Source organism: Bacillus hominis, assembly GCF_018332515.1.
GTDB lineage: Bacteria > Bacillota > Bacilli > Bacillales > Bacillaceae_G > Bacillus_A > Bacillus_A hominis.
In genome coordinates, this window is the sequence record NZ_BOQD01000239.1 from 1 (window position 1) to 15,398 (window position 15,398).

The window sequence follows — 15,398 nt, forward strand, 5'->3', positions numbered from 1 at the left end:
TCCAAGTTCTTTTTTCGCTTCTTCCCAAATCTTTTTCGCATTTTGCAGATCATATGGAGAAATGTTTCCATTTTCTTTTCTAAAATCTTTTCCAGTCTCTTCATTTATATGACCAACTGGTACAAGTCCACTTGCAGGTTTTGCTCCGTTATTAATAAAGTGCGCAACGAAATCATCTTTATTTAATGCTAACGAGATAGACTGACGTACTTTCTTATTTGCTAACGCGTTATTTTTTTCGTTAAAACGTAGCATAGCAATTCCTGGATCACTCGACATATGTAATTCCTTATTCCCTTTATACTTATCTACAAATTGAGAGTTAATAGGCACTCGATCCAAATCACCAGCTTCATATAAATTTACAGCCGTCATTGTATCTTTTACGATATGAAAGTTTATTTCGTCTAATTTCACTTTCTTTTGATCCCAATATGTAGCATTCTTCTTTAATTGAAATTCTTGTTCATGCTTCCATTCTTCTAATACAAATGGGCCATTATATATGAGATTACTAGGTTCCAATCCATAATTCTTTCCTTGTTCTTTCAAAAATGATTCATGCTGTGGTAAGTATATAGGTAGCGCTAACAACTGTAAAAAATACGGAATTGGCTGTTCTAGTTCAACTTCTAACTTATAATCATTTATGACTTTAACCCCAAGTTCATCAAGTGGCATTGTTCCCTTATTTATTTCTTTCGCATTTTTTACATAAAAGAGCATGTATGCATATTGTGATGCCGTTTGCGGATTAACTGCACGTTTCCACGCAAACATAAAATCATTTGCTGTTACACTGTCTCCATTTGACCATTTTGCATCTTTACGCAAATCAAATGTATATTTTTTACCATCTTCACTTCTTTTAAACGATTTTGCTACTGCTGGAATAGGATGATCTTGATCATCTAGCACATACAATCCTTCAAATATATTTTGCATAACGTGTGCTGATGTACCATCCATCGTTTTCGCAGTATCAAGAGAAGGAATTTCTTCTGATACTGTTACATTTAACACTTGTTTTTTAGCCTCTGTATCACTTTTATTCGCTTTATTATTACAAGCAGTTAAAAATAAAGATGTAACAAGTGCCATTACCATTAAATGGCTCTTTTTTCGTTTCATGAATTGTTCTCCTTAAAAATAAAGTATTATAAAACGTTATATATTATAGCAGAAATGTGGATAGAAAGATGCGACATTCTATTGAATATTTATTCGTTCAAGAAAAAAGCTATCCTTTTTAAAAAAGGATAGCTTTTTCAACTGACATGTGAATACTTATCTTTGTAAACCTCGTTTATAACGACTTGCTTCAAATATAATACGCTCTTCATCTAATGTTTTACATTCACCGTTCCAAACGACACGTTTTCCGTTAATAATTACATCACTTACATCTTTTCCACTAGCTGCATACACAAGATGTGATAACACTTCATCTGCTGGTTGTAAATGTGGTTTATTAGACGGATCAATCGTAATAAAATCAGCACACTTTCCAACCTCAAGCGATCCCGTTTGTTTCATGCCAATTACTTCCGCAGCTCCTTTTGTCGCAAGAGTAAGAGCTGTTTCAACTGGTAGTGCTGTTGCATCTTGATGAATACCTTTTTGTAATAATGTTGCGATCCGCATTTCTTCAAACATATCTAAATTATTGTTAGATGCAACACTATCTGTTGCAATCCCTACTTTCATTCCTGCTTCTAGCATCGCTTTTACATTCGCTATACCAGAACCTAATTTTAAATTACTATTCGGATTATGAGCTACTCGAACATCATGTTCTGCTAAGAAAGCACGCTCATTTTCATTTAATACTACACCATGAGCAATGACTGTTGGTCGTTGAAACAATCCGCAACTTGCAGCATATTCTACTGGACGTTTTCCATACTGTGATTCAATATCACGTACTTCACGTTCTGTTTCAGAAAGGTGGATATGAACCATAGTTTGATTTTCTACCGCAATACGTGCACACTCTTCTAGCATTTCTGTAGAACATGTATACGGGCTATGCGGAGCAACCATCGTAGTTAACATGCCACTTTCTTTATAGTAACGCTTCACATATTTCTCAGCTTCTTCTATCGCTTTCTTTTCATCTTCTTTCGTTCCGAAGCTAAATAAAGTTCTTGAAACAGCAGCTCGCATTCCGCTTCTTGACACCGTTTCCATAATTGCATCTTGGTCTACTCCAATTGGGTTAAACATATCAGAGAATGTTGTCGTACCACTTTTCACCATTTCAAGTAATCCTAATTCCGTACTAGCAACCGCAAGTTCTGGAGTAAATTGGCTTTCAAGTGGCCAAATTCTCGTCTCAAGCCATGGCTGTAATAACATATCATCGCCAATACCTCTTAAAAGACTCATAACAACGTGTGTATGTGTATTTACAAGCCCTGGTAAAACCCACTTTCCTTTCATGTCGATTACTTCGTCCACTTCATAATCGTTAGCTAATTCTCCGCTATTCACATCTATAATTTGATCATTTTCTACAATGATATATCCATTTTCTATTACTTCTTTTTGTTCATTCATCGTTACAATAGTAGCGCTTACATAAGCTGTTTTCAAAAGTATTTCCCCTTTCAACTCTATGAAGTTCCCTTTAATTAGTTACCACCATTATAGTAACTTATCGGAGATTAAGAGTCAAAAGATAATTTTAATTCTTTAACTATCTTTTCCTTCAAAATGTCATATTGTTTTTCATTCGTATCTGCAAATGCTTCTTCACGGCTTGACTTCATGTCCATATAATTCAATTCTTCATCAAATTGTGTCTTTGTAAAATCATACCTCAGTTCATCTATACGATTATAAAAGTGCCACGCTTCTCCTACTTTCGTCTTTTTAATCTTTCCTCCACATAATTCTTGAACAATAAGCGCCGTTACGCCACATTGTCCCTTTGCCGGATTTTCGCTCGTCCACTTAGAGCTCGTTTCTATTGACCAAGATCTTATTAATGCTTCATATATTTGTTTTTTCTTCACATTATCCATTCTCAGCTTCCCCTGCTATTAATAATTTTACATATCATATTGCAAAAGAGGTAAACGTCGATTTTTAAAAACCGTTGATGGCGTCTCTCCGAGTAACTTCGCTCCCATTTTCAAGTAATAACCTTTTGCATTCTCCTCACTATACTGTCGTTTATATCACTAAATTTCAACACATATTCCATTATTACCTACCGTAATATATACTCTAAAAAAATTGTTATATAATTAAAAAGTCCAAACCACATACAGTTTGGACTTCAAAACTTACATTCTATACTTATTTGCTATGCTCATTTAGCCATAAAATTATATCTTTAAATACTTCATCCCTATTCACTTCATGGAACATTTCATGTCTACCATTTTCATATAAACGCAGTGTTACATCTTTCACACCACATTTTTTGTAGTTTTCGTATACTTCTTTTACACCTTTCCCCATATCCCCAACAGGGTCTCGATCACCAGAGAATATATGTATTGGAAGATTGTTTGGTGTCTTTTTGTATTCTTCTAATTTATTTACTTCTAACACTCCATGAAATAATTCTCGATAAAAACTCGTCGTACAAATGAATCCACATAACGGATCGGCAATATATTTATCAACTTGATTAATATCTGAAGATAGCCAATCAAATTTCGTACGATTTGGCTTAAAGTTTGAGTTAAAGTTTCCGAAAGATAAGAAATTTAGCATCGGGCTTTTCGTTTTTGCTCCGCGTAGTTTCATTTCGATTGTCGCTACTTTATGACCAATACTTCCTAAAAGTCCTGGATTTCCACCAGTTCCTGAAATAAGAAATCCATCATATAGTTCACCTTTTAGTTGTACAGCGCGTCTTGATAAAAAAGAGCCCATACTATGTCCTAGTAAAAACAATGGACATGACTGCTCTTCTTTTATCATTTCCGAAACAAAGATCACATCAGATACAACCTGATTCCACCCTACATTCGGTTCAAAATGACCATAGTCTTCTTCTCTTTTTACTGTTTTTCCATGCCCTTTATGATCATGAGCATAAACACCATACCCTGCATCTAATAAAGCATCAATAAATTCTGTATAAACACCCGCATGTTCTGTCATACCATGTGCAATTTGAATAATCCCTCGCGGATTTTCTTCTGGTAACCACTTGCGCAAATAAATTTCCGATTCATCAAATGCCGTAACGAAACTTTCCTGTACGTTCATTTCGTCAGCCCCCAAATCTATTATGTATCTATTTTAAAAATGAATATACATTCATTATTCTTATTACATATTATATGTAATTGCTTTCATTATAACAAATAATCTATTTTTCAGACTCGCTTTAAAAATACTCTCTTGACGAACTCTAATAAAAATTATATAGTTACTTACATAAAGTAACTATTATATTTTTAGGAGGTTTCAATTATGATGCCATCACTATTTTTAGCACACGGATCACCTATGCTTGCTATTCAAGATACAGACTATACACGCTTTTTAAAGACACTTGGAGAAACATATAAACCGAAAGCAATTGTTATTTTTACCGCTCACTGGGAAAGTGAAGTATTAACGATTTCCTCTTCAGATGAAGAATATGAAACAATTTATGACTTTGGAGGTTTTCCTCCTGAGTTATACGAAATCAAATATCGTGCGAAAGGCTCTTCTAGCATTGCGTCTATGCTAGAAACAAAACTTAAAAACAAAGGTATTCCAGTCCATCATAATATGACGAGAGGGTTAGATCATGGTTCATGGACACTCCTGCACCGTATGTACCCAGAAGCAAATATTCCTGTCATACAAATATCAGTAAATCCATTCCTTCCTGCAAAAGAACAATTTGAAATTGGAGAGGCACTAAAAGGACTTGGACAAGAAGATATTTTAGTAATCGGTAGCGGAGTTACTGTTCATAATTTACGGGTATTGAAATGGAATCAAACCACACCTGAAAAATGGGCAATTGAATTTGATGATTGGATTATTAAACATATGCAGACCAATGATAAAGATGCATTGTTTAATTGGGAGAAAAATGCGCCTCATGCGCAATTAGCAGTACCACGAGCAGAGCATTTTGTTCCTTTATTTATCGCCATGGGAAGTGGTGAGAATAAAGGTGAAGTCATTCACCGTAGCTACGAGCTTGGTACATTAAGTTATCTTTGCCTTCAATTTTAATGAAAAAGGATGAAGCAAATATTGCTTCATCCTTTTTACTGTTCATTCACCTAATTAACTAACTTCCAAATGTTGTTTCTCTGATATCTCTGCATTCTTACTATGAAAATAAACCCAAATACATGCAATAAATAATAATGACGATGTAGAGAAGAAAACATATTGGAATCCCGCATGAGCTGCAATTTGTCCACCAAGTACTGGCCCAATCATATTTCCTAAAAATTGAAACGATTGATTATATCCAAATATTCGTCCCGTTACATGGGTTGGTGTATGTTGTTTTAGTAGAGTTTGTACGGAAGGTAATAGTCCTGCTTGTGCAATACCTAATAAAAAGCGAAGAATTAATAGTTGCCAAGCTGAGGTTACAAATGCTTGCGGGATAAAAATAATTCCTGCAGCAAACAACGCTACAACTAACGTTTTTTGAGGTCCAATATGATCTGATAATCTTCCTAGCTTAGGGGCTGCTAAAATGACTGCTAATCCTGTCGCAGACATGACTGCACCTGCAATCATTTGAATATGATCTGTTCCTGGTCCTGCCAAATGCTTTACGTACAACGTAATAATAGGTTGAATTGACATATTTGCAAGCTGAATAATAAACGTTGCTACAAATAAACTTATTATTAAATGTTTTGCTGGGACCATCGTCCATACTTTTTTCGGCTGTGCCTTTCTTGCTTTAGCAGAATGATTCTCCTCATGTAAGAAGAAAAAAACGATAAGAAAGGAAAGGAATAAGAAAGCTCCTGTAACTAGAAAAACATGGCGCATTCCGATTAACTCTGACAAATAACCTCCGAGTATCGGCCCAAGTAATGAACCGCTCACGCCTCCAGTTGAGATTGTAGAAATTGCCCAACCTGAATGTTCTTGCGGAGTTTCTGCAGCAATAAATGTCATCGCTGTAGAAAGGAAACCTGATACCGCTCCCATTAAAAACCGAAGTGCGACTAGTTGATATACGTCCGTCACAAACCCCATAAGCGTCATAATTATCGCCATACCAAGGCTAGCACGTATAAGCATCAATTTCCGTCCATGTATATCACCGAGTTTTCCCCATATCGGTGATACGATCGCACCCATTAAAAATGTTACACCAAATGCAAGTCCCGACCACTGTGCAATACTAGAAGTGCCAGTCACACCTAATTCCTCAATATAAAAAGATAAAAAGGGAATTACTAAACTCATACCTGCTGCAGTGGTAAAACAACCTAGCCAACAAATCATTAAATTCCGTTTCCAGCTGGCCATTTTCACACCTTCTTTCATTCGATACCCATTCTACACCTTTTTTTGTAAAAAGTTTAGTAATTTGCTTTATACATAATAAAGCTCTATCCCCTTGCATTCTTAGCAAAGGGATAGAGTTAATTATCTCCTATAGGTATTAAACGTGCATTGCAGCATCGCTCGTAAAACTCAATCGGACCTGCTTGTCCTATAATTGCATACTCATATCCACTTTTCTTCATATTATATAAACAATGATTCAATAACGTCTTCCCAACACCGTTCACACGATTATGTTTCGCTGTACCCATCGGGCCAAACAGTCCTTTCTTTCCTCTCACAACATCGTAACAAGCGAAACCAATAATTTCTCCTCCTTCCTCAGCAATAAAAATAGGAAACTCTTCTTTATATGTCCGAAATCCATAATCTAAAGATTTTAACCAACGCTCACCAAATTCATCCTTAACAAAACGTGCTAACTTTTCAAAATCAGAAAAAATCACTCTTCTAATATTACAGCTTAAATTATTATAAATAGGATTAAATCTTTTTAAAGCAACGGTTAAGTCTCTTGGCTCAGATGTAATTTGCAATACATCTTTTTGCACATTTTTACTTAAAACCTTTTCAATAACTGTATCCCCTTGAAAAATCGCATATAAAACATGTCCTTCATTTATTAATATTTGCTGAAAACGTTCCATCCGTTTCTTCGCTATTTTTAAAACTTCTATCGTCTTATTTGAAACTTTAAACTCCCCAACATTTATGTATTCTATTTCATTTGCATAATATTGTTGTAGTAACGATATTTTTGCTAAAAAATCCATACCCACCATGTGAAATAAATACATATGTAACTCCGCACAAACTCCAGTACCTTCCTTACAAGCTCCTATAAATAGATGAACTGGATGAATAATTCCTTTATTACACTCGGCCTCTCCTGCTGCAATCTCTAATATTTTATATGCACGTTTTGTAAATTGGAACTCCTCCATCTATATCCATTCCCCCTAAAAATTAAATATCAAACCGTAACCATAAATAATTGAAACAATTATTCCAACCACCAATATACCTGGAAGTAAATTCGCCACTTTAATTTTAATAAATCCAAGTAAGTTTAATCCGATTGCGAATATCATAATACCGCCCGTAGCCGTCATTTCCACTATAAATTGATTCATTAATTCTTTTGGAACAAAACTATTAATTTGTGTTGCAAAAATTGCAATGGCACCTTCATATAAAATAACTGGAATCGCTGAAAATACTACTCCAATTCCTAGTGTTGTCGTTAATATAATAGAAATGAATCCATCAATAATCGACTTTGTAAATAAAATATCATGATTTCCTCGAATCCCACTATCCAATGCACCAAGTATCCCCATTGCGCCAATTGCAAAAATTAAAGTAGCTGTTACAAAACCTTCTGATATGCTTCCTTTCCCTTTCGACCCAACTTTATTTTCTAGCCAATCCCCTAAAAGTTTTAACTTTTCTTCTAATTGTAGCCATTCTCCGATTACCGTACCAATCACTAAACTTAGTATCACAACAAGAAAATTTTCACTTTTCAATGCCATTTGAAGTCCAAGCACAGTAACCGCTAAACCGATTGCGTGCATTATCGTCCCTTTCATACTTTCTGGAATCGTACTAAATAATTTACCAAGTAAAGTACCAAATATAATACAAATCCCATTTACAACTGCTCCTAATATAACCATTTTCATTCTCCATCCTCTGAATTCTTTATTACTACATTCTGGATTACACATTGATTTAAAGGTTATCTATATGTTAACTTAATATTATGAATATTAACAAATGATTTCCACTATTAAAAACCCGCTTTTTTTAACATCTATGAAACTAGCTATAACTTCCCTTTACTACAATCATCGTTAACTTCATTATGAAAATTAACGATAACGGGATAAAACGAAACCTTAATCAATGGGAGTTTTTTCATCCCTACTGATTATGAATTAAACAAAGCGGGATAAAACAAAAAGGGACGGTAACTATGAAAACTTTATTAAAACGACTTTTTTTAATAGCCTTTTTCATTACACCAATTGTTCTATTAATCAATTACACTTATATTTCAAAAGCAAAAGATAAACCAGATACACAAAATACATCAAGTAAAGCAAATTCAACGACCGAAAAGAATACCGAAGACCCTGAAATTACACTCACCTTCTCTGGTGATACAATGTTTGATTGGCAATTACGTCCCGTAATTGAAAAAAACGGAGCTGATTATCCATTCCAACATGTAAAAGAAGAAATAACGAAAGCTGATATTTCTTTTGTTAATTTAGAGTCAGCATTTACAACGAGAGAAAAAAAAGTACCTGGGCAACAATTTTGGATTAAAAGTGATCCATCCACACTACAAGCCATTAAAAACACCGGATATGACATCGTGAACATTGGCAATAACCATACGCTTGATTATGGACAAGATGGACTACTAGACACTATTTCTCACGTCGAAAAATTAAAACTACCTTACACTGGAGCCGGAAAAAACGCTGAAGATGCCTATACCGCTCGTGAACTAACTGTAAAAGGAAAAAAGTTTAAATTTCTTTCCTTTGTACGCTTTATGCCTAACTTTAATTGGGTAGCTGGTGACAATAAACCTGGCGTTGCAAACGGATATGATCTAGATCTTGTAACAAAAACGATTCAAGAACAAAAGAAAGATGCTGATTATGTAATCGTCTATATGCATTGGGGCGTCGAAAAATCTAATCGCCCAATAGAATACCAGAAACAATATGTTCCGAAAATGGTAGAAGCGGGTGCTGATGCAATCGTTGGAAGTCACCCACATTGGTTACAAGGGTTTGAGTATTACAATAAAGTTCCCATCGCATACTCGTTAGGAAACTTTTTATTCCCGAATTATGTAAATGGAAAGAGTGCCGAAACAGGCGTATTGACCTTAACATTTAAAGGGAAGGATGTCCAAATGTCATTCAATCCTTACATTATTCGCAACAACCAAGTTTCTCCTGTAAATGAAGAAGAAAAGAAAAAAGCACTACAATATTTACAAACGGTTTCAACTGATGTAGAAATTGATGATACTGGGAAAATAATTAACAAACGCAATTAAACAGAGAGAGAAAACTTACTCCCTTTGAATTTACAATGTACGTAATCATTCGTATTGCAATACTTTTTGGTTAACTAGCTTTATCCTTCTTAAATATAGAGCGTATTTCGTTTAACTTTTAAAGAATAAAAAAGATAGAACAAGCAGGATTTCCCTCCGCTTGTATCTATCTTTCTTATTTCAAGTAGAATTGTATGTTAACTCTTTTTTTTTATTAAATAAGTAAATCAAACAGCACAGGATTTTTATTAAGCTCCACAAATTGAATGTTATTTTCTTGAAAACGAATAATTAAAGCTTCATAGTCTTTCCTATGTTTTAATTCTATCCCCACTAAAGCTGGACCATTTTCTTTATTATGTTTCTTAATATACTCAAATCGAGTAATATCATCTTCCGGTCCTAATCCTTTATCCAGAAACTCTCGTAGTGCTCCTGAACGTTGCGGAAATTCAATGATGAAATAGTGCTTTAATCCTTCATGAATAAGGGATCGTTCTTTCATTTCTTGCATTCTATCAATATCATTATTCCCACCACTTAACGTACATACAACTGTTTTTCCCTTTATTTCATCTCTGTATAGATCAAGTGCTGCAATAGAAAGCGCACCAGCCGGCTCTGCTACAATCGCATTTTTCTTATACAGTTCTAAAATCGTTGTACAAACCTTTCCCTCCGGTACTAAAACAATGTCATCAATTACATCTTTACATGTTTCAAATGTTAACTTCCCTACCTTTTTAACGGCTGCACCATCAACAAAACTATCAATCTTATCTAATGCGACATTTTTATTTTGTAAAAAAGCTTCTTTCATAGATGCAGCTCCCATCGGTTCTACACCGATTACCTTTGTAGTAGGACTAACCCCCTTTACATATGTACCAATACCAGATGCTAATCCACCACCGCCAATTGCTGTAAATATATAATCAACTGGTTTCTCCATATCATGCATAATTTCAACAGCGACTGTTCCTTGACCAGCAACGACATACGGATCATCAAACGGATGTACAAATGTCATCCTATTTTCCACACAATAGCGCTGCGCCTCTTGGAAAGAACTATCAAATGTATCACCAACTAATACAATTTCTGCGAAATCACCACCGAAAAATTCAACTTGTGATACTTTTTGCTTAGGTGTCGTTGTCGGCATGAAAATTCTTGACGGAATCTTCAATAAATTACACGTATAAGCAACTCCTTGTGCATGATTACCAGCACTTGCACAAACAACACCATTTTGTAACTTTTCTTTCGGTAAACTTTGAATTAAATTATACGCACCACGAATTTTGAAAGAACGAATAACTTGTAAATCTTCTCGCTTAACATATACGTCACATTCATATTTCTCAGATAAAACTGAATCTCGTTGTAACGGTGTTTTAATAACGATATCTTTCATGCAATTATGGGCCATTAAGATATCTTCAATTTTTACTCTCTCCTTTACATTTTGCACCATTTCATATCATCCTTATCTCTTTTTATATTGGCTCAATCAAAATTCGGGATTTTCAGAACTGCACCCGTATTCGCCGATGTTACCATTTGTGCATAACGTCCAAGCCACCCAGTTTTTACTTTTGGTTCTGGTCGTTTCCATTCTTTTTTACGCTTCTCTAATTCCTCATCGCTAACTCTCACTTCTAACAAGCGTTCCTCAACATCAATACATACAATATCTCCTTGTTCAAGAAGTGCAATCGTTCCGCCAGCAGCTGCTTCTGGTGAAATGTGCCCTACTGAAATACCACGTGAAGCACCAGAGAAACGACCATCAGTTAAAAGTGCAACATCTGCTCCTAATCCCATACCAGCAATTGCTGATGTTGGTGCTAACATTTCCGGCATACCAGGTCCGCCTCTTGGTCCTTCATAGCGAATAACAACTACATCCCCTTTCTTAACTTTCCCAAGCATAATGCCGGCAAGCGCCTCATCTTGTGAATTAAAAATAACGCATGGTCCTTCAAATCGTTTTACTTCTGTTGCTCCGCTTTTAATAACCGCCCCGTCTTTCGCAAGGTTTCCTTTTAATATACGTAATCCCCCTTCTTCACTATGAGGATTTTCGAGAGAATGAATCACTTCCTTATCTTGAATCTCTGCATGAGCGATATTTTCTCGTAACGTTTGCCCAGTAGCAGTTATACGATCAAGGTGAAGTACCCCTTCTTTTCGGCTCATCTCTTTCAAAATTGCACTAATCCCACCTGCTCGATCGATATCTTCCATATGCCAATTAGAAGCTGGACTTACTTTACATAAATGCGGTACACGCCTTGAAACTGCATCAATGCGGTTCATATCGTAATCTAATCCCGCCTCTTGTGCGAGTGCTAACGTGTGTAATACTGTATTCGTTGATCCACCCATCGCCATATCAAGTGCAAACGCATCATCAATTGCTTCTTCTGTTACAATGTCGCGTGGTTTAATATCTCTTTCAATTAAAATTTTTAATTTTTCTGCTGCTTGTTTAATTAACTCCTCACGTCTTGGATCAATTGCTAAAATACTCCCGTTACCAGGCAGTGCTAAACCTAACACTTCACATAAACAGTTCATAGAGTTCGCTGTAAACATACCAGAACAAGAACCACAAGATGGACAGCCATGATCTTCAATATCCTTTAATTCTTCTTCTGAAATTTTCCCAGATTGGTAGGCTCCTACCCCTTCAAAAACAGAACTTAAATCGACAACTTCCCCTTTAGATGTTTTCCCTGCTGCCATCGGTCCACCTGAAACAAAAACAGTTGGAATGTTTACACGAAGTGCAGCCATCATCATACCTGGCGTAATTTTGTCGCAGTTTGGAATACAAATCATTCCATCAAACCAATGTGCATTTACAACTGTTTCTACTGAATCTGCAATAATCTCACGACTCGGAAGCGAATACCGCATACCAATATGGCCCATCGCAATTCCATCATCTACTCCGATTGTATTGAATTCAAATGGAACCATGCCTGCTGCACGCACTGCTTCTTTAACAAGTTTCCCAAACTCATTTAAGTGCTTATGACCTGGAATAATTTCAATAAAAGAATTACAAATTGCTATGAACGGCTTATCAAAATCTTCATCTTTTAAACCAGTTGCTTTTAATAAACTACGATGCGGAGCTTTATCAAAACCTTTTTTAATCATGTCACTTCTCATCTTGTCAAATCCCTTCTTACACATTTTTTCTCTTACATAATATATTTTTTAAAATAAAAACTCTCACCTCAGCAATCAACTACTACTTAATAGTAGCTTTGATTGCTGAGGCGAGAGTTTCGCGTTACCACTCAGCTTCCTTACACTTCTCACGAAATATAAGCTCTGTAGGTCCAACCAGACCTCCGTCCTTTTACCGGAGACGATGCCGCCGCCCTCTACTCAGTTTCCCTTTCGCAAGCGATGCTCCGAGGTGATCTTCAATGATTCGATAGTTACTACTCTCACAGCCTTGGAGCAGCTCTCTGAAACGATCATAATCATCTACTTTCCTCTTCTTTGCATATACAAAATATAAAGTCGGAATATTCTTAATTAACTTTTATTTATTAAACGTATTATAGGACTTTGTTCTTTTCATTGTCAATATATTTTTTGGGAATTTATTTTTTTAATCTCCATTCACATACTAAACAGTTATTTGTTTTTTCTCAAAACAAAATTGGAATGAACTTCTTACACGTACTCATATATTACTTAAGTATGTTTGCTTTTCTACATAAAGAAAACCAATTTAAAACATATAAAAAAATTATGAGGAGATGAGGGAAATATGTTAAAAGGTAAAATAGCATTAGTTACTGGAGCAAGCCGAGGAATTGGACGTGCTATCGCAAAACGTTTAGCAAACGACGGTGCATTAGTTGCTGTTCATTATGGTAACAGAAAAGAAGATGCTGAAGAAACTGTTCATGAAATTCAATCAAATGGCGGATCAGCTTTTTCTATCGGTGCAAATCTTGAATCTTTACACGGTGTAGAAAACCTATATGATTCTTTAGATACTGAATTGCAAAAGCGAACTGGTGGAACGGAATTTGATATTTTAATAAACAACGCTGGAATTGGACCTGGTGCTTTTATTGAAGAAACAACTGAACAATTTTTTGATAGAATCGTTTCAGTAAATGCAAAAGCACCATTCTTCATCATCCAGCAAGCACTACCACGTTTACGTGACAATAGCCGCATTATTAATATTTCATCAGCTGCCACCCGCATTTCTTTACCTGAGTTCGTTGCATATAGTATGACGAAAGGCGCTATTAATACAATGACTTTTACGTTAGCAAAACAGCTTGGCACACGTGGTATTACGGTGAATGCAATTCTTCCAGGCTTTATCAAAACAGATATGAACGCAGAACTCTTAAGCGATCCAATGATGAAACAGTATGCTACTAACATTTCAGCTTTCAATCGATTAGGTGAAGTAGAAGACATTGCCGATACTGCTGCATTTCTCTCTTCCCCTGATAGTCGCTGGGTTACTGGCCAATTGATTGATGTGAGCGGAGGATCTTGTTTATAAAAAACATATATTTTCAAATCTTTTTTATTGCGCAATAAAACAATTTATATAATACTATATAAAACATATAAATTTAGGAGGATTACAGCAATGTCAGAAAAAACATACGAACTCGCAACCTTCGCAGGTGGTTGTTTTTGGTGCATGGTAAAGCCATTTGATGAACTTCCTGGTATTCATAAAGTGCTTTCCGGCTATGCAGGTGGTCATGTAGAAAACCCAACATATGAACAAGTAAAGGCTGGAACATCTGGACATTTAGAAGTCGTTCAAATTACATTCGATCCTTCTATTTTCCCATATCAAAAATTATTAGATTTATATTGGCCACAAATCGATCCGACTGATGATGATGGACAATTTTTCGATCGTGGCCCCTCTTACCGCACCGCTATTTTTTATCATAATGAAGCGCAAAAAGAGCTTGCAGAAAAATCGAAGCAAACTCTTGCAGAAAGCGGTATGTTTAAAGATCCAATCGTGACTGAAATTCGTCCGACTGCACCTTTTTATGAGGCTGAAGAATACCATCAACATTTTTATAAAAAGAACCCAGAGAAATATGCTACCGAGCAAAAAGAATCTGGTCGTGAAGATTTCATTAAAGAAAATTGGCAAAAAAAATAATAAAAACGCATCGTGCTTTCTTTTCAAAGTACGATGCGTTTTTATCTTTGAAAAAAGTACCATACAATAAAAAAACAATTGCTGTTAAAAACTAATTACCAGGTAGTCGGATACCTCGCCAGCTACCTACATCACATTGGCCATATTCATTATTACCCACTGCTACAACCGTTCCGTCTGATTTAAGACCGACTGTATGAGCACAACCCGCTGCTATCGCTACAATATCACGCCAATCACTTACATTACATTGGCCATACTCATTCCAACCCGTTGCTACAACCGTTCCGTCTGATTTAAGACCGATTGTATGATTCGTGCCAACCGCTATCGCCACAATACCGTGCCAGCCACTTACGTCGCATTGGTCATGTTTATTATTACCCACTGCCGTTACCGTGCTGTTTTGTTTAAGACCAACTGTATGAAGATAACCAGCCGCTATCGCCACAATATCGCGCCAGTCACTTACATTGCATTGTTTATACCGATTATTACCTACTGCCGTCACATTGCCGTCCAATTTAAGACCGACTGTATGCCAGTCACCCGCTGCGACCGCAACAATATCACGCCAGCTGTTTACATCGCATTCTCCTTCTTTATTTCGGCCCACTGCTACTACCGTTC

General features: G+C 35.9%; 14 protein-coding genes and 1 pseudogene. 4 read left to right on the forward strand and 11 right to left on the reverse strand.

Features of this window, described 5'->3' with window-relative positions; genetic code table 11:
- The 5 genes and pseudogenes from KI356_RS20535 to KI356_RS20555 form a co-directional block, all read right to left on the reverse strand.
- Positions 1 to 1,131 (reverse strand): peptide ABC transporter substrate-binding protein (locus KI356_RS20535; RefSeq protein ID WP_212936299.1); only part of this gene is annotated, 1,131 nt, incomplete at its 3' end.
- Positions 1,132 to 1,287: 156 nt separating this feature from the next.
- Positions 1,288 to 2,613, reverse strand: coding sequence for a bifunctional S-methyl-5'-thioadenosine deaminase/S-adenosylhomocysteine deaminase (locus tag KI356_RS20540; RefSeq protein ID WP_212936300.1), 1,326 nt, complete (start codon positions 2,611 to 2,613; stop codon positions 1,288 to 1,290).
- A 53-nt stretch (positions 2,614 to 2,666) separates the two neighbouring features.
- Positions 2,667 to 3,026, reverse strand: coding sequence for a YunG family protein (locus KI356_RS20545; RefSeq protein WP_128281449.1), 360 nt, complete (start codon positions 3,024 to 3,026; stop codon positions 2,667 to 2,669).
- Positions 3,027 to 3,053: 27 nt separating this feature from the next.
- Positions 3,054 to 3,167: pseudogene (locus KI356_RS20550) on the reverse strand (GNAT family N-acetyltransferase); the annotation flags it as partial.
- 136 nt (positions 3,168 to 3,303) lie between these two features.
- Positions 3,304 to 4,227, reverse strand: a complete 924-nt coding sequence (locus KI356_RS20555) for an alpha/beta fold hydrolase (RefSeq protein ID WP_212936301.1) — start codon at positions 4,225 to 4,227, stop codon at positions 3,304 to 3,306.
- 207 nt (positions 4,228 to 4,434) lie between these two features.
- Between KI356_RS20555 and KI356_RS20560 the strand changes: the two genes are divergently transcribed.
- A complete protein-coding gene (locus KI356_RS20560) occupies positions 4,435 to 5,196 on the forward strand; it encodes a DODA-type extradiol aromatic ring-opening family dioxygenase (RefSeq protein ID WP_212936302.1) in 762 nt (253 codons plus the stop codon).
- A gap of 54 nt (positions 5,197 to 5,250) precedes the next feature.
- On the opposite strand, the gene KI356_RS20565 is transcribed toward KI356_RS20560, so the two are convergent.
- The 3 genes from KI356_RS20565 to KI356_RS20575 all read right to left on the reverse strand — a co-directional run bounded on the left by KI356_RS20565 (position 5,251) and on the right by KI356_RS20575 (position 8,183).
- Complete coding sequence (locus KI356_RS20565; protein ID WP_128281452.1) at positions 5,251 to 6,465, reverse strand: multidrug efflux MFS transporter; 1,215 nt, start codon at positions 6,463 to 6,465, stop codon at positions 5,251 to 5,253.
- A 116-nt stretch (positions 6,466 to 6,581) separates the two neighbouring features.
- Positions 6,582 to 7,448 (reverse strand): GNAT family N-acetyltransferase, encoded by an 867-nt coding sequence (locus KI356_RS20570; RefSeq protein WP_128281453.1) that lies wholly within the window; start codon positions 7,446 to 7,448, stop codon positions 6,582 to 6,584.
- Between the two features lie 15 nt (positions 7,449 to 7,463).
- Positions 7,464 to 8,183, reverse strand: a complete 720-nt coding sequence (locus KI356_RS20575) for a DUF554 domain-containing protein (RefSeq protein ID WP_128281711.1) — start codon at positions 8,181 to 8,183, stop codon at positions 7,464 to 7,466.
- A gap of 299 nt (positions 8,184 to 8,482) precedes the next feature.
- Here KI356_RS20575 and KI356_RS20580 point away from each other — a divergent pair, with 299 nt between their 5' ends.
- The gene (locus KI356_RS20580; protein WP_212936303.1) at positions 8,483 to 9,586 is read left to right on the forward strand and encodes a CapA family protein; all 1,104 of its coding nucleotides are present in this window, start codon (positions 8,483 to 8,485) and stop codon (positions 9,584 to 9,586) included.
- A 214-nt stretch (positions 9,587 to 9,800) separates the two neighbouring features.
- Here the strand turns inward: KI356_RS20580 and ilvA are convergent, their stop codons facing one another.
- Positions 9,801 to 11,063, reverse strand: coding sequence for a threonine ammonia-lyase IlvA (gene ilvA, locus KI356_RS20585; protein WP_212936304.1), 1,263 nt, complete (start codon positions 11,061 to 11,063; stop codon positions 9,801 to 9,803).
- A 32-nt stretch (positions 11,064 to 11,095) separates the two neighbouring features.
- Positions 11,096 to 12,769 (reverse strand): dihydroxy-acid dehydratase, encoded by a 1,674-nt coding sequence (ilvD, locus tag KI356_RS20590; protein ID WP_002118243.1) that lies wholly within the window; start codon positions 12,767 to 12,769, stop codon positions 11,096 to 11,098.
- A gap of 613 nt (positions 12,770 to 13,382) precedes the next feature.
- Between ilvD and KI356_RS20595 the strand changes: the two genes are divergently transcribed.
- On the forward strand, positions 13,383 to 14,141 hold the full coding sequence (locus KI356_RS20595; RefSeq protein ID WP_212936305.1) for an SDR family oxidoreductase: 759 nt from the start codon (positions 13,383 to 13,385) through the stop codon (positions 14,139 to 14,141).
- 90 nt (positions 14,142 to 14,231) lie between these two features.
- Positions 14,232 to 14,768, forward strand: coding sequence for a peptide-methionine (S)-S-oxide reductase MsrA (msrA, locus tag KI356_RS20600; RefSeq protein ID WP_128281457.1), 537 nt, complete (start codon positions 14,232 to 14,234; stop codon positions 14,766 to 14,768).
- A 91-nt stretch (positions 14,769 to 14,859) separates the two neighbouring features.
- On the opposite strand, the gene KI356_RS20605 is transcribed toward msrA, so the two are convergent.
- Positions 14,860 to 15,398: RCC1 domain-containing protein (locus KI356_RS20605; protein ID WP_369009432.1), on the reverse strand; the 539-nt coding region annotated here is incomplete at its 5' end.